At 59.5% G+C, this 21,647-nt stretch carries 23 protein-coding genes and 2 pseudogenes; 9 read left to right on the top strand and 16 right to left on the bottom strand.

The window, feature by feature from the left end; translation table 11 throughout:
* Positions 1–145 precede the first annotated feature (145 nt).
* The 3 genes from EFQ99_RS19090 (at position 146) to EFQ99_RS19080 (ending at position 1,424) form a co-directional block, all read left to right on the top strand.
* Positions 146–331, top strand: a complete 186-nt coding sequence (locus tag EFQ99_RS19090; protein ID WP_126922581.1) for a hypothetical protein — start codon at positions 146–148, stop codon at positions 329–331.
* Complete coding sequence (locus EFQ99_RS19085; RefSeq protein ID WP_126922579.1) at positions 321–941, top strand: helix-turn-helix domain-containing protein; 621 nt, start codon at positions 321–323, stop codon at positions 939–941. The genes EFQ99_RS19090 and EFQ99_RS19085 overlap by 11 nt, the downstream gene beginning before the upstream one ends.
* Positions 942–1,070: 129 nt before the next feature.
* Entirely contained in the window at positions 1,071–1,424 is a 354-nt protein-coding gene (locus EFQ99_RS19080) for a hypothetical protein (protein WP_245441532.1), read from the top strand.
* A gap of 301 nt (positions 1,425–1,725) precedes the next feature.
* Here the strand turns inward: EFQ99_RS19080 and EFQ99_RS19075 are convergent, their stop codons facing one another.
* The 10 genes from EFQ99_RS19075 to EFQ99_RS19030 all read right to left on the bottom strand — a co-directional run bounded on the left by EFQ99_RS19075 (position 1,726) and on the right by EFQ99_RS19030 (position 12,479).
* Positions 1,726–2,649, bottom strand: a complete 924-nt coding sequence (locus EFQ99_RS19075) for a fatty acid desaturase (protein WP_126922575.1) — start codon at positions 2,647–2,649, stop codon at positions 1,726–1,728.
* 130 nt (positions 2,650–2,779) lie between these two features.
* Complete coding sequence (locus tag EFQ99_RS19070) at positions 2,780–3,376, bottom strand: 2-hydroxychromene-2-carboxylate isomerase (RefSeq protein ID WP_126922573.1); 597 nt, start codon at positions 3,374–3,376, stop codon at positions 2,780–2,782.
* Positions 3,377–3,431: 55 nt separating this feature from the next.
* A complete protein-coding gene (locus tag EFQ99_RS19065; protein WP_126922571.1) occupies positions 3,432–4,469 on the bottom strand; it encodes an LLM class flavin-dependent oxidoreductase in 1,038 nt (345 codons plus the stop codon).
* A 4-nt stretch (positions 4,470–4,473) separates the two neighbouring features.
* Positions 4,474–5,412, bottom strand: coding sequence for an ABC transporter substrate-binding protein (locus EFQ99_RS19060; protein ID WP_126922569.1), 939 nt, complete (start codon positions 5,410–5,412; stop codon positions 4,474–4,476).
* Positions 5,413–5,491: 79 nt separating this feature from the next.
* A complete protein-coding gene (locus EFQ99_RS19055; protein WP_126922567.1) occupies positions 5,492–6,436 on the bottom strand; it encodes an ABC transporter substrate-binding protein in 945 nt (314 codons plus the stop codon).
* 92 nt (positions 6,437–6,528) lie between these two features.
* Complete coding sequence (locus EFQ99_RS36005) at positions 6,529–8,304, bottom strand: amino acid ABC transporter permease/ATP-binding protein (RefSeq protein WP_126922565.1); 1,776 nt, start codon at positions 8,302–8,304, stop codon at positions 6,529–6,531.
* Positions 8,305–8,341: 37 nt separating this feature from the next.
* Positions 8,342–8,899 carry a GNAT family N-acetyltransferase gene (locus EFQ99_RS19045; protein WP_126922563.1) on the bottom strand — a complete coding sequence of 186 codons (558 nt, stop codon included), beginning with the start codon at positions 8,897–8,899 and terminating at the stop codon, positions 8,342–8,344.
* Positions 8,896–10,095 carry a M20 aminoacylase family protein gene (locus tag EFQ99_RS19040; protein ID WP_126922561.1) on the bottom strand — a complete coding sequence of 400 codons (1,200 nt, stop codon included), beginning with the start codon at positions 10,093–10,095 and terminating at the stop codon, positions 8,896–8,898. Before EFQ99_RS19040 ends, EFQ99_RS19045 begins: the two co-directional genes overlap by 4 nt.
* A gap of 17 nt (positions 10,096–10,112) precedes the next feature.
* A complete protein-coding gene (locus EFQ99_RS19035; protein WP_126922559.1) occupies positions 10,113–11,462 on the bottom strand; it encodes an LLM class flavin-dependent oxidoreductase in 1,350 nt (449 codons plus the stop codon).
* Positions 11,463–11,486: 24 nt separating this feature from the next.
* Complete coding sequence (locus tag EFQ99_RS19030) at positions 11,487–12,479, bottom strand: LLM class flavin-dependent oxidoreductase (RefSeq protein WP_126922557.1); 993 nt, start codon at positions 12,477–12,479, stop codon at positions 11,487–11,489.
* A 185-nt stretch (positions 12,480–12,664) separates the two neighbouring features.
* Here EFQ99_RS19030 and EFQ99_RS19025 point away from each other — a divergent pair.
* Positions 12,665–12,855 (top strand): annotated as a pseudogene (locus EFQ99_RS19025) (hypothetical protein).
* Positions 12,856–13,043: 188 nt separating this feature from the next.
* Here EFQ99_RS19025 and repC read toward each other — a convergent pair.
* Positions 13,044–13,229: pseudogene (gene repC, locus EFQ99_RS19020) on the bottom strand (replication initiation protein RepC); the annotation flags it as partial.
* Positions 13,230–13,237: 8 nt separating this feature from the next.
* Between repC and EFQ99_RS19015 the strand changes: the two are divergent.
* Complete coding sequence (locus tag EFQ99_RS19015; protein WP_126922556.1) at positions 13,238–13,504, top strand: putative HlyD family type I secretion protein; 267 nt, start codon at positions 13,238–13,240, stop codon at positions 13,502–13,504.
* Positions 13,505–13,925: 421 nt separating this feature from the next.
* On the opposite strand, the gene EFQ99_RS19010 is transcribed toward EFQ99_RS19015, so the two are convergent.
* Positions 13,926–14,165, bottom strand: a complete 240-nt coding sequence (locus tag EFQ99_RS19010; RefSeq protein ID WP_126922553.1) for a helix-turn-helix domain-containing protein — start codon at positions 14,163–14,165, stop codon at positions 13,926–13,928.
* 161 nt (positions 14,166–14,326) lie between these two features.
* Between EFQ99_RS19010 and EFQ99_RS19005 the strand changes: the two genes are divergently transcribed.
* The gene (locus EFQ99_RS19005; protein WP_126922827.1) at positions 14,327–14,806 is read left to right on the top strand and encodes a helix-turn-helix domain-containing protein; all 480 of its coding nucleotides are present in this window, start codon (positions 14,327–14,329) and stop codon (positions 14,804–14,806) included.
* Positions 14,807–14,863: 57 nt separating this feature from the next.
* Here EFQ99_RS19005 and EFQ99_RS19000 read toward each other — a convergent pair whose 3' ends face one another.
* The 4 genes from EFQ99_RS19000 to EFQ99_RS18985 all read right to left on the bottom strand — a co-directional run bounded on the left by EFQ99_RS19000 (position 14,864) and on the right by EFQ99_RS18985 (position 18,533).
* Positions 14,864–16,096, bottom strand: a complete 1,233-nt coding sequence (locus EFQ99_RS19000) for a CapA family protein (RefSeq protein WP_126922825.1) — start codon at positions 16,094–16,096, stop codon at positions 14,864–14,866.
* A gap of 106 nt (positions 16,097–16,202) precedes the next feature.
* Complete coding sequence (locus EFQ99_RS18995; protein WP_126922551.1) at positions 16,203–17,048, bottom strand: transporter substrate-binding domain-containing protein; 846 nt, start codon at positions 17,046–17,048, stop codon at positions 16,203–16,205.
* A gap of 15 nt (positions 17,049–17,063) precedes the next feature.
* Positions 17,064–17,861 carry an ABC transporter permease gene (locus tag EFQ99_RS18990; RefSeq protein WP_126922550.1) on the bottom strand — a complete coding sequence of 266 codons (798 nt, stop codon included), beginning with the start codon at positions 17,859–17,861 and terminating at the stop codon, positions 17,064–17,066.
* A 12-nt stretch (positions 17,862–17,873) separates the two neighbouring features.
* Positions 17,874–18,533 carry an ABC transporter permease gene (locus EFQ99_RS18985; RefSeq protein WP_126922548.1) on the bottom strand — a complete coding sequence of 220 codons (660 nt, stop codon included), beginning with the start codon at positions 18,531–18,533 and terminating at the stop codon, positions 17,874–17,876.
* 284 nt (positions 18,534–18,817) lie between these two features.
* Here EFQ99_RS18985 and EFQ99_RS18980 point away from each other — a divergent pair, with 284 nt between their 5' ends.
* From EFQ99_RS18980 to EFQ99_RS18970, 3 genes are all read left to right on the top strand, one after another.
* On the top strand, positions 18,818–19,723 hold the full coding sequence (locus EFQ99_RS18980; RefSeq protein WP_126922546.1) for a LysR family transcriptional regulator: 906 nt from the start codon (positions 18,818–18,820) through the stop codon (positions 19,721–19,723).
* A 364-nt stretch (positions 19,724–20,087) separates the two neighbouring features.
* The gene (locus EFQ99_RS18975) at positions 20,088–20,849 is read left to right on the top strand and encodes a GntR family transcriptional regulator (RefSeq protein WP_126922545.1); all 762 of its coding nucleotides are present in this window, start codon (positions 20,088–20,090) and stop codon (positions 20,847–20,849) included.
* Positions 20,843–21,628, top strand: a complete 786-nt coding sequence (locus EFQ99_RS18970; RefSeq protein WP_126922543.1) for a transporter substrate-binding domain-containing protein — start codon at positions 20,843–20,845, stop codon at positions 21,626–21,628. The genes EFQ99_RS18975 and EFQ99_RS18970 overlap by 7 nt, the downstream gene beginning before the upstream one ends.
* Positions 21,629–21,647 lie beyond the last annotated feature (19 nt).

The raw sequence follows: 21,647 nt of genomic DNA, 5'->3' as shown, positions 1-21,647 counted from the left end.
CCGCCCAATCTGACCAAACGGCTTTGCCGCAAGCTTGAATATAATTGGTATAAGATTTCCGGTTCAGCGGTACGATTGGATCACACGCCCTGCCTTTTGAGCCGGCGAAAACATACACTCCTTATAGATTTAGCGGGAGTGTTTCATGCCAGTGCAGACGGCTGATGTCATCGATTTCCAGGCCTATCGGCAATCACGCAGCAAAGATGCGCTTGATGCGTCCAAGGCAGCCGCTCCGGTATCCTTTGCGATGCAGCCTGTTCTGATGTGGATGCCATATTGGGGTTTCGTCCCGGTCATGGCGATGGGCATTGCGGGATATGGCGTCTGATCAAGCGCTTCTTTCCGACGGTGAAGCGAGAGACACCGCCGACGAGATCACCGCTCAGACAGGACAGAATTTGCGGCGCATTCGCACCCGCCGCGGCTATTCCCTGGACAGGCTGGCAAAGATCGCCGGCGTCAGCCGCGCCATGCTCGGCCAAATCGAGACGGGCAAAAGCAGCCCGACGCTCAGCATTCTTTCGAAGATCGCGCTTGCGCTCGGCATTCCCTGCGCAGCGCTGATCGCCGAACGCGCTGAAAACTCGATCATTGCCGTGCCGCGGGCAAGATCAAAGATCCTCGCTTCCTCCGAGGGGCGCTTCCGGACAAGGGCTCTCTTCCCGTTCGAAGGTGAGCGGAAGGTGGAATTCTACGAACTCAGGATCGCTCCGCATCATACCGAAAACGCCGATGCCCATCAGCATGGAACGGTCGAAAATCTGGTCGTTGCCCAGGGCACCGTCGAAATCATTGCGGGCAAGCAGACGCCGCATATCCTGGGTGAAGGCGACGCCCTCCTCTTCGATGCAGACGTGCCCCATGTCTACCGCAACATGACGGGAACGGAAGCGATCCTCTACCTGGTTACGACCTACCTCGAAGACGTTCGCGTCTGACGCAAAAAAAGCCGCCAAACATGGCGGCTTCTCGGTCGTTTCCTGACAGCGCCGCGCATCTTTTCAGATGCGCTGGAGATGGCTTAGGCGGCCATCATGCAGCACATCATCATGCCGCCGCAGTTCATCATGACGGGCATGCCGCCGGACATCATGGACATCATGCGCTTGCAGCACTCCATGAACATGTCCTTGTCCATGCCTTCCATCGGCTTCATTTCGCAGACCATGCCCTCGGCGGTCATGCTGCACTTCATGGAGCCCATCATCATCATCGTCGGCATGGAGCCCATCATCGGCATCATCGCGCCGTTCATCATCGGCATCCCGCTCATCATGGGCATGCCCGACATCATCGGCATCATTCCACCCATCATCGGGTTCATCATGGCAGGCATCATGTTGTTCATCATCGGCATCATGTTCATGGCGGGGTTCATTGTCTCTCTCCGATCAATACAGCGGCGTTTCGCGTTTCAATGAAGCGGGAGATAAAACGACTAATTGGGGTAAGCAATGTAAAAAAATCTTCCCATATCTTTTCCTCCAATAGAATGGAACGGTTTCGATGGGATTGCGCAAACTTACCAAGATAGCGGAATTTCCTCCGTTATAGTCGCTTGGGTAAAGCGACGCTCGCGTCGCCAGCCGTGCCCCGCTTTCGCGTGAGGCTCAGGACAGGCGATTGGAGTGAGCTTCTGCAGTGCTGTCATCCAAGTCACGAGCGCAGCGACAGTGCCGACGCTTCAGCCGGTGACCCTTGGATGCGTTGGCGCCGTCATTGTTATGAATGATGAGGATGCGTCGGATCGTCGTGCGGCTTCAGGAAAAACCGGCGCGCAATGTCCCAATAGCCGTCATAGACAAGCCCGCCATTCGACTGGACGAGCGTTTCGCGGTTTTTGCGATAGACCTCCGGAAGACGATACCAGGAGATGCCCGGCCGGCGGTGATGGAGAACATGCAGATTGTTGTAGAGGAACAGCAGGCCGAAGAGACGGCTGTTTTCGACGATGGCGGTGCGTTCCTCATGGCTGTCGGCATATCTGTGCTCGGCATAGGATCTGAGCCGCGTCATGGCAGCACCCGTATAGATGAAAGCGAGATAGAGCCACAGCGGCACGCCGCAGACGAGTATCGCCCAGCAAAGGAGGGCGGCGACGCCGATGCCGTGCTCTGCCCATATCCGTCGCCGTCCCGGTTCGTTCGTCCGGATCAGCCACCATTCCTGTCCAAGGAAACTCAAAAGCATCACGGCGGGACCGATGGTCAACCGGCCGAACAAGGTGGTATTCCACCGCGCCAGCAGCCTGCCGGTCGCGCCGAGCTGTTCCCAGGCAGCCTTGGTGAAATAGGACGATTCCGGATCTTCGATCGGATCAGTCAGATATTCGTCGCGATGATGCTCCAGGTGGCTTTCCCTATAGATCGGATAGGGCAGCCAGAGCGACAGCGGTATCGACCCAATCGCGTCGTTTATCCCTTGCTTTCCGGTCGGATGGCCGTGAATGACCTCGTGCTGCAGCGATCCGTGCCAGGCGATCAGCCAGCCTCCAACGATGATCGCTACAACAGGCGATAATGATTGCCACCACCAGGTGAGCGCAAAAAATCCGCCATGGATGACGAGTGCGAGAATGACGGTCGGCCATTCCGTCGGACGCGTGGAAACAATGGTCCCGGCGGCCTGCGAAGTCCTGTCGAGCATGCGTGTGATTTCCCCATCAACCACACCAATCTATCGCAGGGCATCGGCAGTAGGGAATAATACCTATCTATTTTATAGACTTATCGGAAAAAATCCGTCTCAACTCCGGCTGGATTGCTCAACCCAAAGCCTAAGGCCTGTCGCCGCGAAGGTGACGTTCGAGGAAGGGCAAGTTGTCCTGTCCCCAATAGAGCTCGCCATCATGGACATAGGTGGGAAAGCCGAAGACGCCGCTGTCACGCGCATGCAGGCGGTCGGCCGACCACTTGTTCTGGACATCGTCGTCGGCCTGCCGTCTGAGCAGTGCTGCGCCATCGAACCCTGCGGCGTTTACGATCGCCTCGCGCACGTCGGACCTGCCGATATCCCTAGCCTCGCTCCAGAAGGCATGCTGCAGGGCGCGGGCAACGCCGATCCAATCCTGTCCGTTGAGATAGGCCGCGATGACGAAGAGGGACGCCGGTGTCGGATCGCTCAATTCAGGACGATGTTCGAGCCGTAGCTCCTTGCCGCGCACGCGCGCCCAGCGTTTGAGATCCCGCGTCCAGTAGGCACGCCGGATTTCGGGGCGATTGCGCGAGAAGATACCGCCATTTTCTTCGACCACCGTCGTCAGATAGGGCGTGATGGCAACCTTGTTCTTCGCCGCCAGTTCGGTAAAGGCGTCGAAGCCGATATAGGACCAGGGCGAGCCGATCGAAAAGAAATATTCTACCGATTTAGTCACTGATGCATCTTCCCTAAGAGATGAGTTCTGGCATCGATTGATGTGGCTGAGATATTCAGGAGGCGGCCCGAATGGCGGATTGCTCTTTCCATCCGAGCTCCGGTGCGATTGTCGTCACGAAGTCGTGGAGGATCTGGCGATATTGCTCGTGCTCGAACTCGTAAGGAAGCTCCAGCCTCAACTCGCTGACCGCGGGCAGGATCGGATCGGCGAAAAGCCGCTCCAAGATCTCGTCTGATGTGCCGACGATATCGCCGGCAAACAAGATGCGCCGCTCGCCCTGCGGCGAAAGCGTCCGTTCATGGCGGCCATCGGCATAGTCTCGATATCGGCGCCGCGTTGCCGCATCGGCGCTGTCGAATGGTACGATGACGCGGCCGAGCGCGACACGGCGCTGCGTGCCGGCGGCGCGAAAGGTTTCGATCAACCTGGATTGCGCGGTAAAGAAATCGTCGGTCCCCTCACCCGTTATCACATTGCCCGTCAACAGGTTGAAGCCATTGCGGCCGGCCCATTCGGCCGAGCGCTGCGACCCGCCGCCATACCAGATCCGGTCGATAAGGCCCTTGGCATAAGGCTGCAGGCGCGGCCGCTGCGGCCCGAACGGCGTCTTGATCAAGGTCTGCTCGTCGCCGAGATAGTTGCCGCGCAGATTGTCGGCAAAGCGCAGCACGCGCTCATGCGAGAAATCGTAACCCGTCCAGTCGCCGTCGAAGACGAGCGGCGCGATCAGATCGGCGTGTAACGGCCGGCCGGCACTGACGCCGACATTCAGCCGCCCGCGCGAAAGGATATCGACGGTGGCAAGGTCTTCGGCCAACCGATAGGGGCTTTCATAACCGATCGGAATGACCGCGGTTCCAAGCTCGATCCGGCTGGTGCGCTGCGTCGCGGCCGCCAGGAAAGCGCTCGCGGAAGAGATTCCGGGCTCGAGATGCCGCTGGCGGACCCAGGCGCTATCGAAGCCCAGATCCTCGCCATATTGCAGCTGCTGGAGCGTCTGCTCCAATCCCGACAGCGGATCCTCGTCAGGATAGTTGCCGGGGGTGAGGAAGCCGATATGGCTGATGGATATGTTGCCCAAGCGTGCCATCCCATCAGTATTTCGGCAGGCCGGGCGGGTTGGTCTCGGATGCAGGCAAGGCTTCCTCGGAAAGATGCCAGTGGTCGAGGATTTTTGCGTATGTGCCGTCCTTGATCAGGCCGTTGGTGGCGACGGTCAGCGCATCGGCGAGCCCACTCCCCTTGCGGGTGGTGATTGCGACATCCGAACGATCCGGCCAGCCGGCGCTCAACGTGCCGACACGCTTGATGTTCTTATCGCGCGCGGCGATGAAGACCAGCTGCGCATGCGGCTGGACGATGACGTCGGCCCGGCCGGACCTGAGCGCGAGAAGGCTTGCCGCCTCGTCGTCGTAATATTGCAGCTCGATCGGCTTCAGGCCGGCGGCGACATCTTCCTCGCTCCACTTCACCAGGATACGCTCCTGGTTGGTGCCGGCGCCGACGATGATCCTGAGGCCTGCGGCGTCCTTCGGCTCCTTGATCGAGGTGACCAGACTGTCGGATTTGACGAAGATACCGTGCAGGCCCTGACGGTAGGTGGAGAAATCGAATTTCTCCTTGCGCTGTTCGGTGACGCCGACATTGGAGATGACCGCATCATACTTGCCGGAGACGAGGCCGAGCGGCCAGTCGATCCAGGCGACCGGCACGATCTCCAGCGTCAGGCCGAGGCTGTCGGCGATGGCGTAAGCGTAGTCGGGGTCGGCCCCGACCACGGTCTTGGCATCCGTGGCATAGGTGGCAAGTGGCGGACCGCCGGGGCTGACGGCGATGGTGAATTTGCCCGGCGTGACGAATTTGAATTCCCTGGGGATCGCGGCAATCGCCGCATCGTTTTTGGCGGCATGAAGCCGGCCCGGCTGTTGCGGGCTGAGATCGAAATCCTCGGCCGCGTGAGCGGAGCCGAAACCAGTCAATGCTGACACCAGTGCTGCAAAGAGCAAGATGCGGGATTTTGGATGGATCGTCACGTTTAATATGTCTCCGTTTGCATCGGGAAGCGGGAGCGGACCGGCAGCTTCCCTGTAACGCCGGTCCGCCAAACCAACGTTACGAACCGCTTTTCGGCAGGCCGGGTGGGTTGGTCTGAGCCTTGTCGATCGCCTCAGGGCCAAGGTTCCACGTGTCGAGGATCTTCTTATAGGCGCCGCTGGCGATCAGGTCGTTGACGACATCGGTCACCGGCGCCGCCAGGCCGCTGCCCTTGCGCGTTGTGACGGCAATTTCTGCGGTGATCGGCCAACCGCCGCTCACAGTGCCGACGAGCTTGGTCTTACCGTTGATCCCCGCCGAATAGGCTTGTGTTGCGTTCACGCTGAAGACGGCGTCGGCACGGCCGGACTGCACCGCAAGAGTCTTGACCGCATCGTCGTCGTAATACTGCACCTCGATCGGCTTCAGGCCGGCCGCGACGTTCTGTCGGTCCCATTCCAGCAGGATCTTCTCCTGGTTGGTGCCGGCATCGGTAATGACCTTCAGGCCGGCAATATCCTTAGGCTGCTTCAGCGCCGTGATCGGGCTATCCGACTTGACGTAGAAACCCAGCTCATCCTTGCGGTAGGTCGAGAAATCGAATTTCTCCTTACGCTCTTCCGTGACCGTCACGTTCGAGATCACGGCGTCGAACTTGCCGGAGGTCAGTCCCAGCGGCCAATCCGCCCAAGCGACGGAAACGAGATTAAGCTTCAGTCCCAGGCTGTCGGCAACCGCCTGCGCGAGATCGACGTCATAACCGATGACCGTCTTGGAATCGGAGGCATAGTCGTGCAGCGGCAGATTTCCACTCGAGCTGATGCCGACCGTGAAGACGCCGTTTTCAACGAACTTGAAATCCTTGACCTCGGCAATGCGCTTCTCGTTCTTTTCCACCCGCAGCCGGTTCGGCTGCTCGGGGCTGAGATCGAATTTCTGCTGCGCCTGAGCGGAACCGAAACCGATCGCGGTAATGGTGACGGCACCCGCTATCAGAAGCCTTGCCCTATCTCTAAATGTCATGCCCCTTCTCCATTTCATCTTTAGGTTGTGGTTATTGTCAGTCAACCGGAGCAGCCCGTCGCGGCCCGGCATTTCGCCAGCGCTGTCAGGCGCTAGAGAACCTTGGCGAGGAATTCCCGTGTGCGGGGATGCTCCGCTTGCGTGAAGACGCGGGCCGGTGGGCCGGCCTCCAGAATGCGGCCGCTTTCCATGAAGACAACCGTGTCGGCGACCTCACGGGCAAAGCCGATTTCATGGGTAACGATGACGAGCGTCGTGCCGGTACGGGCGAGTTCCTTGATGACGTCGAGCACTTCGCCGACGAGTTCCGGATCGAGCGCGGAGGTCGGCTCGTCGAAGAGCAGTACCTTGGGGCGAAGCGCCAGCGCGCGGGCGATTGCCACGCGCTGTTGCTGGCCGCCGGAGAGCTGGCGGGGATAGGCGTTGATCTTGTCGCTGAGGCCGATGCGGGCAAGCAGCTCCTGCGCCAGTTGCACGGCTTCCTCACGGCTGACGCCGCGAACCTGGATGGGCGCCTCGATGAGATTTTCGAGCACGGTCAGATGCGGGAACAGATTGAAGCTCTGGAAGACCATGCCGATATCGGCGCGGCGTTTGAGGATATCCTTCTCCTTGAGCTCGTAGAGCGTATCATCCTTCCTGCTGTAGCCGACGAAATCGCCGTCGACGGAGATGAAGCCCTCATCGACACGCTCCAGATGGTTGATGGCGCGCAACAGCGTCGACTTGCCCGAACCGGAGGGGCCGAGGATGGCCGTCACGCTGCCGGCGGGAAGGCTGAGTTCGACATCGTCGAGCACTTTCAGCGAGCCGAAGCTCTTGGAGATACCATGGATGCGCACCGTGCCGCCCGCGGCGCGCAGCGCCGCCGCATCCCGGAAACCGACCTTACGCCCGGTGTCGGTCGCCGTCTCCAAGACCGGCAGCGGACGACGGAAGCGCTCGAAAAATGCCTGGAAGGGCAGCGGCGTCGGATTGCGCACCGCGCCCTTGGAGAAATAGCGCTCGATATAGTGCTGCGCGAGCGACAGCACCGTCATGATGATCAGATACCAGACGGTCGCCACCATCAGCAGCGAAATGACTTCGAGATTGCGGCGGTAGATCACCTGGACCGTGTAGAAAAGCTCCGGCAGCGCCAGCACATAGACCATGGATGTGCTCTTCGCCAATCCGATCAGTTCGTTGAAGCCGGTCGGCAGGATCGAGCGCATGGCCTGCGGCAACACGATGCGGAAAGCCTGGCGGCGCCGCGGCAGGCCGAGAGCGGCAGCGGCCTCCAGTTGGCCGTGATCCACCGAGAGAATGCCGCCACGCACGATTTCCGCGAAGAAGGCAGACTGGTTGAGCGTCAGACCAAGGAAGGCGGCGGCAAAGGGCGTCAGCAGCTGCACGGTGGGATAGTCGAGGAAGACCGTATTGGTGAAAGGGATGCCGATCTTGATCGTCTCGTAGAGGTAGCCGAGATTGTTCAGGATCAGCAGCAGCACGATGACCGGGATGGAGCGCAGCAGCCAGATATAGCCCCAGGAGAGACCGGAGAGCAGCGGCGACTTGGAAACTCGGGCAAGCGCCAGAGCCGTTCCGAGAATGGAACCTGAAATGGCGGCAAGCACGGTCAAGAGCAACGTCCTGCCGAGGCCGACGAGCACCGGTTCGGCAAAGAACCACTCGGCAAAGACGCCCCAGCCCCAGCGCGGATTGGTAAAGGTGGAATAGAGCGCGGCTGCGATGACGAAGGCTGCAAAGATCGTGCCTGCCAGGCGGCCCGGATGGCGCGCCGGCACGATGCGGTAACGGGAATAGTCCTTCGATTCTGCCGTTCTGCTGCCGGGGTCGATGCCGGCAAAATCCGTCGTCAGTGCCATTGTGCTTCCCTTTTATGATTGTCGGTCTTTGCCGTTTTCAGTGATTGGCGCCGGCGAGACGCAGGCGCGGCTCCGCATCTTCGAGAGCCGGCTCAGCGAGATGGGTAATGTCCTTCTCGAAGGGCAGGCTCTTGTAGATTTCGGGATCGGCTGACGTGTCGAAGAGAGCGGTGTAGCCATAGTTCAGATAGAGGCCGACGGCCTCTGGCTGGCGAAAACCGGTCGTCAGATAGATGCGGGCATAGCCCTGGCGGGCGGCCTGGGCCTCAAGCTCCACCAGCACCTTGCGGGCAAGGCCCTGGCGGCGCAGATCGGAGCGCGTCCAGATGCGCTTGAACTCGGCCGTGCGCTCGTCATAGTTTTTGAAGGCGCCGCCGCCGATAGTTTCGCCGTCCCGGATCAACAGCAAAAAATTGCCATGAGGCGGGGCAAAGGCTTCAGGAGGATAGCGATTGAGTTCGGCCGCAGCACCTTCAGCATTGAAATAGGTGCCGTAGCGGCTGTCATATTCGTGGATCAACTCATCGATCAGCGGCTTGGCGCGGGGGTCGAGAGGGCTGGTATAGAGAAACGTATCGCTCATATCGTTCATCACCCGTTGTCATCAGTGAGGAAGGTTTCGGCGAGCAGCACCCAGTAGCGGGCGGCGGGCGCGATGATCGCATCGTTGAAATTGTAGTGGGCACTGTGGAGAGGCGCGCTGTCGCCGTTGCCCACGAAGAGGTAGCTGCCGGGATTTGCCTGCAGCATGAAGGCGAAGTCCTCGCTCGCGGTTCTCGGCCGGAAATCCTTCTCGACCGCGGCGAGACCGAGCGCGTCATATGCAACATCGCGGGCAAAGGCTGTTTCCTTGGCGTGGTTGACCAGCGCCGGAAAACCGAGCCGGTAGTTCACCTCCGCCTCGGCGCCGAAGCTTTCGGCCTGGGCGCGGGCAAGGGCTGGAATGCGCTCTTGCAATAGCTGGCGCACCGCCTCGCTGAAGGCCCGCATGGTGAGCTTCATCTCCACGCTCTCAGGGATGACATTCGAAGCCGAGCCGGCATGGATCGAGCCGACGGTGGCGACCGCCATGTCCTGTGGATCGACATTGCGCGAGACGACGCTCTGCAGGGCGGTGATGAAGGAGGCCGAGGCCAGCACCGGATCGACGGCCCGGTGCGGTTCGGCGCCGTGGCCGCCCTTGCCGACGATCTTTATAATCGCCTGATCGACCGAAGCCATGGCGGGACCGGCGACGAAACCGAATTGTCCCGCCGGCACGCCCGGCCAATTGTGCAGCCCGAAGACCGCATCGACCGGAAACCGCTCGAACAGGCCTTCCGAGATCATCTTGCGCGCGCCGGCGCCGATCTCCTCGGCGGGCTGGAAGATCAGCCGCAGCGTGCCGCTGAAATTGCCGCTCTCGGCGAGATATCGGGCGGCGGCAAGCAGGATCGACGTATGCCCGTCATGGCCGCAGGCATGCATGACACCGGGATTGCTGCTGGCATAGGCAAGACCGGTCGCCTCCTCGATCGGCAGGGCATCCATGTCGGCGCGAATGCCGATCCGCCTCCTGCCCTCACCGCGCTTGAGGGTGGCGACGATGCCGGTTCCGGCAATGCCCGTCGCCACCTCGTAGCCCCAGGAGGAAAGGCGGGATGCCACGAGCTTGCTGGTGCGCAACTCCTGGAACGCAAGTTCCGGATATTGGTGCAGGTCATGGCGAAGCGCGATGATCTCGTCGAGATAACCGGCGACGCCCTTTTCGACCGGATCGTTGCTGCGCGAATCTTGATCGATGATATCCATGGCGGTTCGCCGGCGCCTCAGGCGCCGACAGCCTTTCCGGGCTCGACCTGCTCGGCACCTGCCGCATAACGGCTTTCGCGGAAGGGCAAGCCGAGATGATCACGCAGCGTTTCGCCCTTCAGGACCGGGTCGAAATAGCCGCGTTCGGTGAGGATCGGCAGAACGTATCTCTCAAAATCGTCGAAACCCTCGGCGATGACGGGGAAGCCGAGAATGAAGCCGTCGGCAGCACCCTGATCCACCCAGCGGATGATCTCATTGGCGATATGCTCGGCCGTGCCGATGAAGGCCGTGCGCGGCGTTGCTGAATCGAGCGCGACCTGGCGAAGCGTCAGACCCTTTTCACGCGCTGTCCTCTTGATGCGGTCGGTGGTGGCGCGGAAATTGTTCCTGCCGATATCGCCGAGTTCGGGGAACGGCTCGTCGAGCGGATAGGCGCTGAAATCGTGATGATCGAAGAAGCGGCCGAGATAGAGCAGCGCCTCCTCTATCGTGACGAGATTGCGGATCGCCTGGTACTTGACTTCCGCTTCCTCGGCCGTCGCGCCGACAATCGGTCCAATGCCGGGATAGATGCCGACTTCGGCTGCCGGGCGGCCGTGTGCGATCACACTGTCCTTCAGCTGCCGATAGAAGGCCTGCGCCTCCTCGAAAGGCCCACCATTGGTGAAGACGGCATCGGCATGTTTGCCGGCGAGCCTGATGCCGGAATCCGAAGCCCCGGCCTGGAAGACGACCGGCTGACCCTGCTTGGAGCGGCCGATGTTGAGCGGCCCCTCGATGCGGTGGAAGCGGCCCTTGTGATTGAGGCGATGCATCTTCGTCTTATCGACAAAGACGCCGGTCTCGCGATTGCGCACGAACGCGTCGTCGTCCCAGGAATCCCAGAGGCCCTTGATCGCATCGATATAGTCCTCAGCGATCTCGTAGCGCAGCTCGTGTTCGGGATGTTCGCGGCTGTAATTGCGCCCCGAGCCCTCGAGCGGGGAGGTCACTGCATTCCACCCTGCCCGGCCGCCGCTGATGAGGTCGATCGATGCAAACTGCCGGGCGATGGTGAAGGGATCGCTGTAGGAGGTCGAGACCGTGCCGACGAGGCCGATCTTCGAAGTCGAAGCCGCCAGGGCAGAGAGAATGGCGATCGGCTCGAAGCGGTTGAGGAAATGCGGGATCGACTGCTCGTTGATATAAAGCCCGTCGGCGACGAAGGCGAAGGCGATGCCCGCCTCCTCGGCCTTGCGCGCGGTCTTGACGAAGAAGTCGAAATTGACGCTGGCATCGGCCGGCCCGCTCGGATGTTTCCAGGCATTCATGTGGCCGCCGGGACCCTGCAGCATGATGCCGAACGTGACGTGTTTCTGAGCCATGGGATCAATCCTCCTTGGAAACGGTCAGGCGACGAGAGAAAGCCGCTCCTTGGCGAGCAACTCGATGGAGGCAAGGCGCTCGGCCGCCGAAAGCGCGGGCGTGTCGAGCACGAATTCCTTGACGCCATATCGCCGGTGAAGTTCGTCCAGCTCCTTGCGGATCTGCTGTGCTGTGCCGTGCAGCACGCTCGGTACCTTTTCTTCGATGCGGTAATCGGTGACGCCTGCCTGGCGGGCGAATTCCGCGGCCTGTTCCTCGCTGCCGACACTGACCGTCTGGCCATTCGGCAGGAATACTTTAACGATACGGAGCTTGCCGACGCGCTCGCGGGCATAGTCCTCACTCTCGGCGGCAAAGGCCGCCAGCGCCAAAATCGGTCGCTTGCCGCCGGAAGCGCGCTCATAGGCCTCGAAGGTCTTGCGCAGGTTGTCCGGATCGCCGTTGAGGTGACCGGCGAAAACAAGCTCCCAGCCTTTCTCGGCCGCGAGTTCGGCGCTTTCGACACTGGCACCGAGCAGGAAACGTTCGGGAGGCGTCGGCGGGAAAGGTGTTGCCTGCGCCCCATCGTATTTCGGGTCGGCGGCGAGATAAGTGTTGAGGTCGGAAAGCTGGCTCGGAAAATCCGGCTTTCTGGACGGATCGACGGCAACCTGCAGAGCGCGTGTCGACAGCGGAAAGCCGCCCGGCGCCTTGCCGACACCGAGATCAACGCGGCCGGGCGCAAGCGAAGCCAGAAGATTGAAGGTTTCGGCAACCTTGTAGGCGCTGTAATGCTGCAGCATCACGCCACCGGAGCCGATGCGGATCCTCGACGTCCTGGCGAGAAGGTAGGCGATCAGCGCCTCAGGCGCGGAACTCGCCAGATTGGACATGTTATGATGCTCGGCGACCCAGAAACGGTGATAACCGAGTTCCTCGGCCCGGGCGGCAATCTTTACCGTGGCTCGCAGCGCATCCGCGGCGGTAAGACCCTCTTCGATCGGGCTTTTGTCGAGAAGACTGAGGAGATAGGACATGGCACCACGATCCGATCACTGGTTGCAAAGTTTAGTCTATAAAATCAGTAGACAAACTTTATTATAAGAAATGCCATTCTCTTTCGGACCGGCGGAGTGAAAAAAAGCGTCCACGCCCCAAGGGAAAATCAACTGCTGGAGAGCAGCGCCGCGGCGTCTATATTCTGGATAAAGGGAGTAGGCAGATGAAGCGGTCAGAACAGATCAAACCGATCTGCTATCTCAAGCGCAGGCGCGTGTCGGCCAATATGAGGAAACGCTGGCGCTTCTGAAGGTGCTCGCGCTCACCAGCCGACAGGTCGACGAGGGCAAGCCGCGCCCCGCTGGGGAATCCTTCGCGCGCATCCGCAAACGTCTGGCCGATAGTCAATCCTGATGCCGTGTCGTGCTCCTTTCGCCGAGGACGCGGAGCGCGAAATCCAGGCCCTCCTGGAGCAAAGGCTGATCCGCTGAAGTGCTGCATGTCGAGCAGTCCGACATATGGCTTGCCCCATCCCCTGCCCTCAAAAATCCGCTGACCATTCCCCGGACCTGGCCATAAGCGCCCATGTGGAGACCGGAGGCCTACCCCTCCTTTCGGCCGTCTGGCGCGTTTGCCCGTAGGAACGCTATGAGCGTCGGGCCGATCGCGAATTCTCCCTTTTCGCCTCGCCGCGTCAGGTTACGAAGATAGCCGCCGGTCGAATTGATGTGGCCGCCGCGCTCCAGGATGCAGGCCATCACCGTTGCAGCGTTTTCCGCACCCATCACATGTCAAAATGGATGCGTATCCGGCCGAACGCTACGGGCTATTCAAGGGGGAGGTCACGAACGTCGGAGCCGACACCCGGAGGATAGCGCACGGCAGCAATGGGTTTACGCCACGCCTGAAGCTGACGGCCATCCCCCGCTCGCCGGCGGGGGATATCAAGCTTGCGGCTGGCATGACGTCGACGGTTGACGTGATTACCGGTGAACGGCGGCTCGTCAGTTATTTCTTCGAGCCGCTAACAAAGGCCTTGCAGGATAGTTTGCGCGAGCGTTGAAGCCACCTTCCAGAGCCCGAAACGCCTAGGGTCGAAGGTCTTTCTGTCGTTCGGTTCAGTGTGGACAAAAAAGATGGGACAGCATCCGGACATCGCATTGCATTTTTAGGCATCCCATTGCGTTCCGCTTATGAAAGATGGCCGTTTTTGGTTCGACCGGCTTCTTGCCGCCGTGCCGAACGCCGCAATCGGTATGGCGCTCTTTTCACTCACAATTGTGCATCGAAACGCCGCCTCTTCATAATCTCTCAGAACTGTGGGGGCCGGCACATCAGGAATCCTCTCGCTCCCGCCCGGAACGAAGTGATTGCGGCCGTCTTTTGGGTCGATCCCTGCAAACAGCTCAGAAACACTTACGGATTAGCCGCGCGGCAAGCGAGGAACGCTCGAGCAACAGATCCGATCCAGTCTCGAGAAGACGCTATTCAAAATGGGATATTGTCCGTAGTGCTTTGTCGGGATCGAAACCTAGAATTTCCGATAGTTCTAGAAATTCGATGACGTCAACTCTGCGCTGGCCGCTTTCCAAGCGAGCCACGAAAGACTGATATTCTCCAAGCTTCTTCGCAAGCTCAATCTGCGTCAGGCCGGCGGCTTCGCGCTTTTCGATCAACAGCGCAATGAGCGCTTTATGTCGTTCCGTGCCGAGTGTCTTCGCCACGTATTCACCCACCGATTGAGATAGGCTCTTTCGTTATATCTGATTTTCAGTTATCTTAAATTCAGATATTTCGAGGTCGACCCTGCGGCGTAGGGGACTGCGATGCTTTGCGTCTGGCTAACGCCGATTTTCGCGGGCATAGGGGTCAAGGATCTAAGGCAATGCATGATCGGGTAGAAAAGCGGTTCGCAGGTAACTCTGGGCCCAACATGTTTCGGGCTGGAGACGACGGCGACCAAGCGTCGCATCCGGTCGATATTCACGTGGGCCAGCAGCTTCGCATCAGGCGGGTTCACTCCAACCTGTCGCAAACCGAACTCGGTCAGAAAGTTGGCCTGAGCTACCAGCAGGTCCAGAAATATGAGAGTGGCAAGAACCGCATCAGCGCGTCGATGCTCTATGAAATCGCCAGCGGTCTGAATGTGCCGGTGGGCTGCTTTTTCGATGGGCTGCCGCAACCAGGTTCAAGGAAGGGGGCGGCTATCGCGCCCGAGGCAGATGAGAGGATCGCCTATCTCGCCACAGCGGAAGGACGCCGTTTCGTCGAGGAGATCCTTCGTCTTCCGCCAAAGCTCAGGACCCGCACCTTCGCGGTAATCAGGGCAATCGCTGGAGACGAGGATAAAGCCGATGACGATTGATCGTCCCCTCATGCCAGCATATTTTAAGCAGGCGGCCCCATGTTTCCGTGCCTGCCTTCAGGCAATATGAATTCTGCCCAAGGGACCGTTGCGCTCGATGAGCGTGCCAAATTCGATCGAGCGCTTGGCGAGATCATCGATGATCTGCTCCGCTGTTTTGCCCAACGCCGCAACCGGCACATGGCGCTGATGGAAGTCCAGCTCTTCGATCTGTTCTCCGCCGAGGACAATGGGGAGAAGGTCGATCGTCAAGGATCCCGCCGGGTCGAAGGTGCATGTGGCCACCACGCTCTTCCAGACATCCGGCGAACTCCATTCCGTTTCACCCTTTTCGGTGTGGAAGAAGAAATTCCCAAGGCCGAAGAAGACGGGGGCGCGTTTATAGATCTCGATCGGCTGCAGGACCGGTGTCCCGTGGCTGACGAAGGCTTGGGCGCCGGCGTCAATGCAGGCATGGGCGAATGCCCTGACCCAGTCCGGCACGTCGCGCCAGTTCGGTTCCCAGTGATGATGGTGCAGATAGGCGATAACGAATTGCCCGCGAGAGCTGGCCTGTGCAATTGCCGTCAGCTGGCCTGAAGCACTTTCAGGATCAACCGCGATAACACGCCGATTGGCGCTGGAGCGTCGGAAAATGGTGCCGTAGAAGTCGACTTCCTTGTCATCGTCCACGACCGGAGGATCATCGGGCTGGGCATAGTTTGCCCGTTCCAGTTTCGAGCTTTGAAACGTCGCCTGGATGGTTTCGAGCATGTCGAATATGGCTTGATCCGCCTCGAAGATCCTGGTCACGTTCAATTGGTTCACACCGGGTCTGGACGGACGGCGGTTGCTCGCATTCTCGGCATACATATTTCGAGGTCCAGGGCCGGCATCCATTGCCACCAAGGCCATATGTTGGTTGCCGAAGGTCGCCGCACCCGGCGTTGCGGCATGATCGCGGTCAAGACCGATACCTGCGTGCAGGAAACCGTGGGTACGAACCTCCTCGAGCGTAGACATGATACCTGGTGGGCCAAGATCGAAGGCATGGTTGTTGGAGAGCGCCAGGGTGTTGAAACCTATTTGCCTCAGGGCATCGAGGACAGAGGGGTCGGAATACCCGAAATATGAACCTTTCATGGGAGAGCCGCCGTGCCGCCCCAGGATCGTGCCTTCGAAGTTGGTGAAGGCGACATCGGCCTTTTTCAGGATATCCACGATTTGCAGAAAGCCGGGATCCCGGCAAGTTCTGACATCGTGATGGATGAGCGACTGGCCCGTCACGGCCACGGTAAAAAGGGAGGGCATCGGTTTACCTGCGATGTTCAATTGGAATTCAACCGGCAGTTCTGATGCCGGTTCCTGTGGTTGGCTGCTGGCGAGATCTCTCCATCCGGTCAAGCGTCGCGCCGGCTCACGGCGTCGCGGATGGGGAGATATCGATTCCGAACCACTTCAGGCTAAGCGCCTTCAGTGTTCCGTCTCTGACGCTCTCATCGATGGCCTTGTCGAAGGCCGCGACCAGATCGGTATCTTCCTTGCGGATGCCGACCCCGACGCCTGGCCCCCACAGACCGCCCGATAGTTCCGGGCCGTAGAAGGCGGCTGTCTCACCATCCTTACCATCAAGGAATGTCTTCCACGTGAAATAGTCGGCAAGGCCGCCATCGATACGGCCTGCGGCGAGATCCAGATGGAGATTGTCCTGGGTGTCGTAGCTCCGGATCGTTGCAACTTTGCCGAAGAGCTCGTTGAGGACGGCTTCGGAATTGGAGGACCTCAGAACGCCCAAAGTCTTGCCGGAGAGCGCCGATTGGAGCTGCCCGAGGATTGCCTGTTGCTCTGCGCCAACGCTTGTAAGGTTGATTTTAGCGTTGGTGTCGGTTGCCGGGAGCTGAAGGTCCCTTCGCATTACCAACTGATTGAAGCCGCCGGCATAGGGTCGCGAAAAAGCGATCGACCTCCTGCGCTTTTCCGTGATCGCCATGCCGGACATGATCGCATCGAACTTGCCGACGGTCAGTGCCGGGATGATCCCATCCCAGTCCTGAGCGACGAACTTGCATTCGATCGCGATGCGTCGGCATAAATCTGTGCCGACGTCTATGTCGTAGCCGACCAGCTTTCCTTCTGTGTCGATCATGTCCCAGGGCGGAGAGGCGCCTTCTGTCGCAATCGTAAGCACTTTGCGATCCATAGCTTGGACGGCGGTCTGGCTCGTGAGAGCGATGAGCGATGCTAGGAGCATGGACTTGAGCATTTGCTGTTTCCCTTTTTATAGTACGTGGATGGATGTTTCGTCGCCCCGTTTTGTGTGGGCTCGCTTGTCCACGGCCTTTCGAAGACGCCGGAGCCTCGAGGCCATTGGGCCGGCTGTGGCGTTCCTTGAATTGCTGGTCGGCGACTGCGTGAGATGCGTCTCCAGCATTCGGAAGAATGCCGAAACGATGAAGTTCAGAAGCAGATAAAGAAGGCCTGCCGCCAGGAAGACCTCGTAGGGAGCGAATGTCTCCGAGACCATCCGGCGGGCCAGTCCTGTGATCTCCAGGAGTGTGACGGTGCTTGCCAGCGAGCTCGCCTTGACCATGCCGATGACTTCGTTCGCATAGGAGGGAAGCACCGTCCTGAATGCCAAAGGGAATATGATCAGCCGTATTTGCATCAGTCTCGACAGGCCGAGTGCCTGTGCGGCTTCGATGATGCCTCGTGGGACGGCCAGTATGCCCGCTCTGAATACTTCGGTCGTATAAGCGGTGCTGTTCAAGGAGAAGGCGGCAAGCGCACACCAGAACGGCTCGCGCAGCAACGGCCAGAAGATACTCTGACGGACGACCGCCAGTTGGCTGAGACCGTAATAGACCAGGAACAGCTGCACGAGCAATGGCGTGCCGCGAAACACATAGGTATACGCCAGTACCGATCCCGAGAGGACCCTGTTCGGGGATGCTCTGAGAAGGCTGAGCGGCACCGACAGAATGAAGCTGACCACGAGCGATAGAAGAGTCACTGAAAGGGTAAGGAAAACACCGTGCGACAGCACGAAGATGCTTTCGACGATCAGCTTGATGTCCATCGCTGCGATCCCTCAGTGACCAGGAATTTGGATGCGCCGCTCGAGCGCGCGGAACGACGCGAGCGACAGGCTGGTGACGGCGAGATAAAGTGCCGAGGCCATCAGATAGAATGTGAGCGGTGCCCTCATCGATCCCGCACCAATAAAGGCCACACGCATGATGTCGGTCAGCCCGATGACAGACACGAGGGATGTATCTTTCACGAGGGAAACCCAGAGATTGCCGTAAGCTGGCAGGGCGACGCGCATCATCTGCGGCAGGATGACGAACAACCAGATATGCCATGGTTTCAGGCCCAGACTGCGCGCGGCCTCCGCCTGTCCTCGCGGAACGCTCACGATCGCGCCGCGGAAAATCTCCGCAGAATAGGCACCAAAGACGATCATCAGTGCGGCTACACCCGCGGCAAAGGCATTGATTTCGACATAGCGGCCCGTCAGCGCAGTGATGGCCGCCGTTCCCCCGAAATAGACGACGAGAATGACGAGCAGTTCGGGCAGGCCGCGCACGATCGTCGTGTATGCCTGTCCAAGGAGGACTGAGACACCCAGCTTTGACAGTTTGACTATGGCGACAAGCAGACCGAGAAGTGATCCTAGTGCGCCGCTTACGAGCGCCAGTACAACGGTGACCTGGAGACCATTGAAGAATTGAAGTGCAAAGCTGAGCACGCAGGTCCTCCCCGCCTAATGTCGGATTTCCCGAAATAAGGTCGCCTTATGTGTAGTTTCTTGTCAAAAAGCGTGCATACTACCGGAGATAGTATTATGTATACCTATAATCTCAAGTAATATTCGCGTTCACTCAAGATTTATACTTTGACAATTTGGCGTCAATTTATAAGGTGTTCTTAATTTTGATAAGCTCAGCTTATATGCCGTTTCCCGCCCGCCTCGGAGAACCTCTCTTCGACGGCGTTGACGCTCGGGCCGGTCAAAACCATGGGACCGAAAATATGGTCGGCAAAACCACGACAGGAGTGACGATCCGGCAGCTACAGATTTTTCGCGAGGTTTTGCGCGCAGGATCGGAACGGCATGCCGCAAAGATCCTCAAGATCACCCAGCCGGCCGTCAGTCAGCAGATCAGGCAGCTTGAGCTGGAGGTTGATCTCGTGTTGTTTGCGCGGGAGAATAATCGGCTGGTACCGACCGATCGTGCCTGGGATCTGTTGCGCAGCGTCGACGGTGCCTTGCAGAGCGTCGACCGGATCGCAAGGTCGATGGCTGCCTTGCGCAACGAGGAGCCGGGCTCATTGAGCTTGGCTGCTCCGGGCGTTTTCTGTCTGAACGCCATCCCCCGGGCCATCCAAGCCGTCCGGAAGAGCAATCCCCTATCGTTTCAGATCAGATCCGGCAGCTACCAGCAGATCGCAGAGCACGTTCTCAACGGCCGAGCCGATCTGGGAGTTTCGCGCCTGCCGCTCGATGAACGTGCCTTCGAGTGGGCACCGGCTGCTACGGCCACAAACGTCTGTTTGTTCCAAGCGGGACATCGGTTGGCCGCCAAAGACGTGGTCACGCCAGAGGATATTATCGGTGAAGCATTGGTGGACATAGAACCCCAGTTTGCGGCTCATCAGATGAATATCAACGCCTTGCGATACCGGGGCGTAGAACCGGATATAGCCGTTGAATACGACGCGAACGGCCATGACGTAGGCTTCGTCGCGGCCGGCGTCGGAATTTCGATCATCAATAGCCTGATTGCGCGCGAATATCGGCAATTCGGGCTGGAGTTCAGGCCATTCGAACCTGGCGCCATCTACCACTACGTGGTGTTCTGGCAACGAGGGCGCCAACTCACCACTGGCATGCGACAAACTGTGAATGAGTTAGTGGGCGTCTTCACAGCGACGTAGTAGTTTGAGCTGTACCGCGAGCCATTTCCGCATCGTTGATATTTCCGAGCGGCCTCGGCGGCGTGTGCTGATGCTGGGTTGCCGCGCCTTAAAAGGCAGATCGTCCTTGCGTTGCGGCCGGACGCCCGGTGTTGGTTGCGAAAGGCGTCCCTTCACTACTCGGTATGCTTGCTTAAATAGGCATGCAGATACCGATCGTTGCCAAGCGTGGCACTGGTCGTCTTCTGCCGGCCATCTGCCCTGGCGCGACTAATTTACGCTCAATCCTGCACCCCCCGGCGCGCAAAATATATGCAGGCGAGCCGGAATCTCCTGAAAATCCTGAGTGCGGGGTTTTGGCACGAGCTTTGCTTTTCTATCTTGTATGCAAGATAGCCGCGCAACCGAGATCACGCAGAGGACCATCGAGGAGACGATCGTCTCCGGGATTCTTTCGGCCAGGATTCGTCCCGGTACGCGCCTCAGCGAAAACCAGCTCGCCACACTCTTCGGCGTGTCGCGAACCCGCGTGCGTGAAGCCATGATGCGCCTGGAAACGCGCGGCATCGTGCATGTCAGTCCGAGGCGCGGCTGGTTCGTCGTCGAGCCTTCCGCCGAAGATGCGATGGCGGTCTATGAGGCACGGCGCATTATCGAGGCCGGATTGCTGCGCAGCATGCGGTCGCTGACGGATGCAGGACGCAAAGCTCTCGAGGCGCACTTGCACGAGGAAAAGCATGCACTGGCTTCGGGCGACCGCCAGCGCCTGACCTATCTGATGGGCGATTTCCATATCCGCATCGCGGAATTGAGCGGCAACGGCATCCTGGTCGATATCCTGCGCGATCTCACCGCGAGGACGATCCTCATTTCGATGCTCTATCAGTCCGATTTTCACGCGGCGCAGTCCCATGACGGTCACTGCCGCATCTTCGAGGCCATGCAGTCGGGCGATTTCACCAGGGCAGCAGAACTCTCCGTCGAGCATCTCGACGAAGTGGAAATGGGCCTCGACCTCACCACGCGCCCCGATCCGCTCTCGGAGCTGCGCAATTCCCTGTCACTCCCTCCCAAGACCGCTTCTTCGGTTTCCCCACAGCCCGACCCCAAAAAACGCAACTTCAAAGGAGCAATCAACACATGCTGACAAGAAGAGTCTTCTTCGCAATCGCAACGCTCGCGGTAGGCTTCGGCTTCGCCTCCGCCTCTCACGCCGATGCACTAGCCGACATCACCGCACGGGGTACGCTGCGGGTCGCCGTCCCGCAGGATTTCCCGCCCTTCGGCAGCGTCGGCACCGATATGGCGCCGATGGGTTACGATATCGATGTGGCCAATCTCGTCGCTGAAAAGCTGGGTGTCAAAACCGAACTCGTGCCGGTCACCAGCGCCAACCGCATTCCCTACTTGCAGACGAACAAAGTCGATCTGGTCATATCAAGTCTCGGCAAGAATCCGGAGCGCGAAAAGGTGATCGATTTCTCTATCGCCTACGCCCCCTTCTTCAACGGCGTCTTCGGGCCGGCTGATCTTTCGGTCGCCAAGGCGGAAGATCTCGCGGGCAAGAGCATCGGCGTCACACGCGGCGCCGTGGAGGACCTCGAGTTGACGAAGATCGTCCCGGCCGACGCAACAATCAAGCGTTACGAGGACAACAACGGCACCATCTCGGCGTTCCTGTCTGGCCAGGTCGACATCGTTGCCACCGGCAACGTGGTGGCCGCCGCGATCCTCGCCAAAAATCCTCCCAAGCGTCCTGAGCTGAAGTTCCTTATCAAGAATTCGCCCTGCTACATCGGTCTCAACAAGGAACAGCCGGCCCTTCTGGAGAAGGTAAACGGCATCGTCGCCGCCGCCAAAACCGATGGCACTTTAAACGCCGTTGCGCAGAAGTGGCTCGGCACCGACCTCCCGTCGGATCTGTAAAGATCGAGTCTCCCGTCTG

Origin of the sequence: Rhizobium vallis, assembly GCF_003985155.1 — a bacterium.
In the GTDB taxonomy this organism is placed as follows: domain Bacteria; phylum Pseudomonadota; class Alphaproteobacteria; order Rhizobiales; family Rhizobiaceae; genus Rhizobium; species Rhizobium vallis.
Note: the sequence above shows the minus strand (reverse complement) of the source record. Positions and strands in the feature narration are given on the sequence as shown.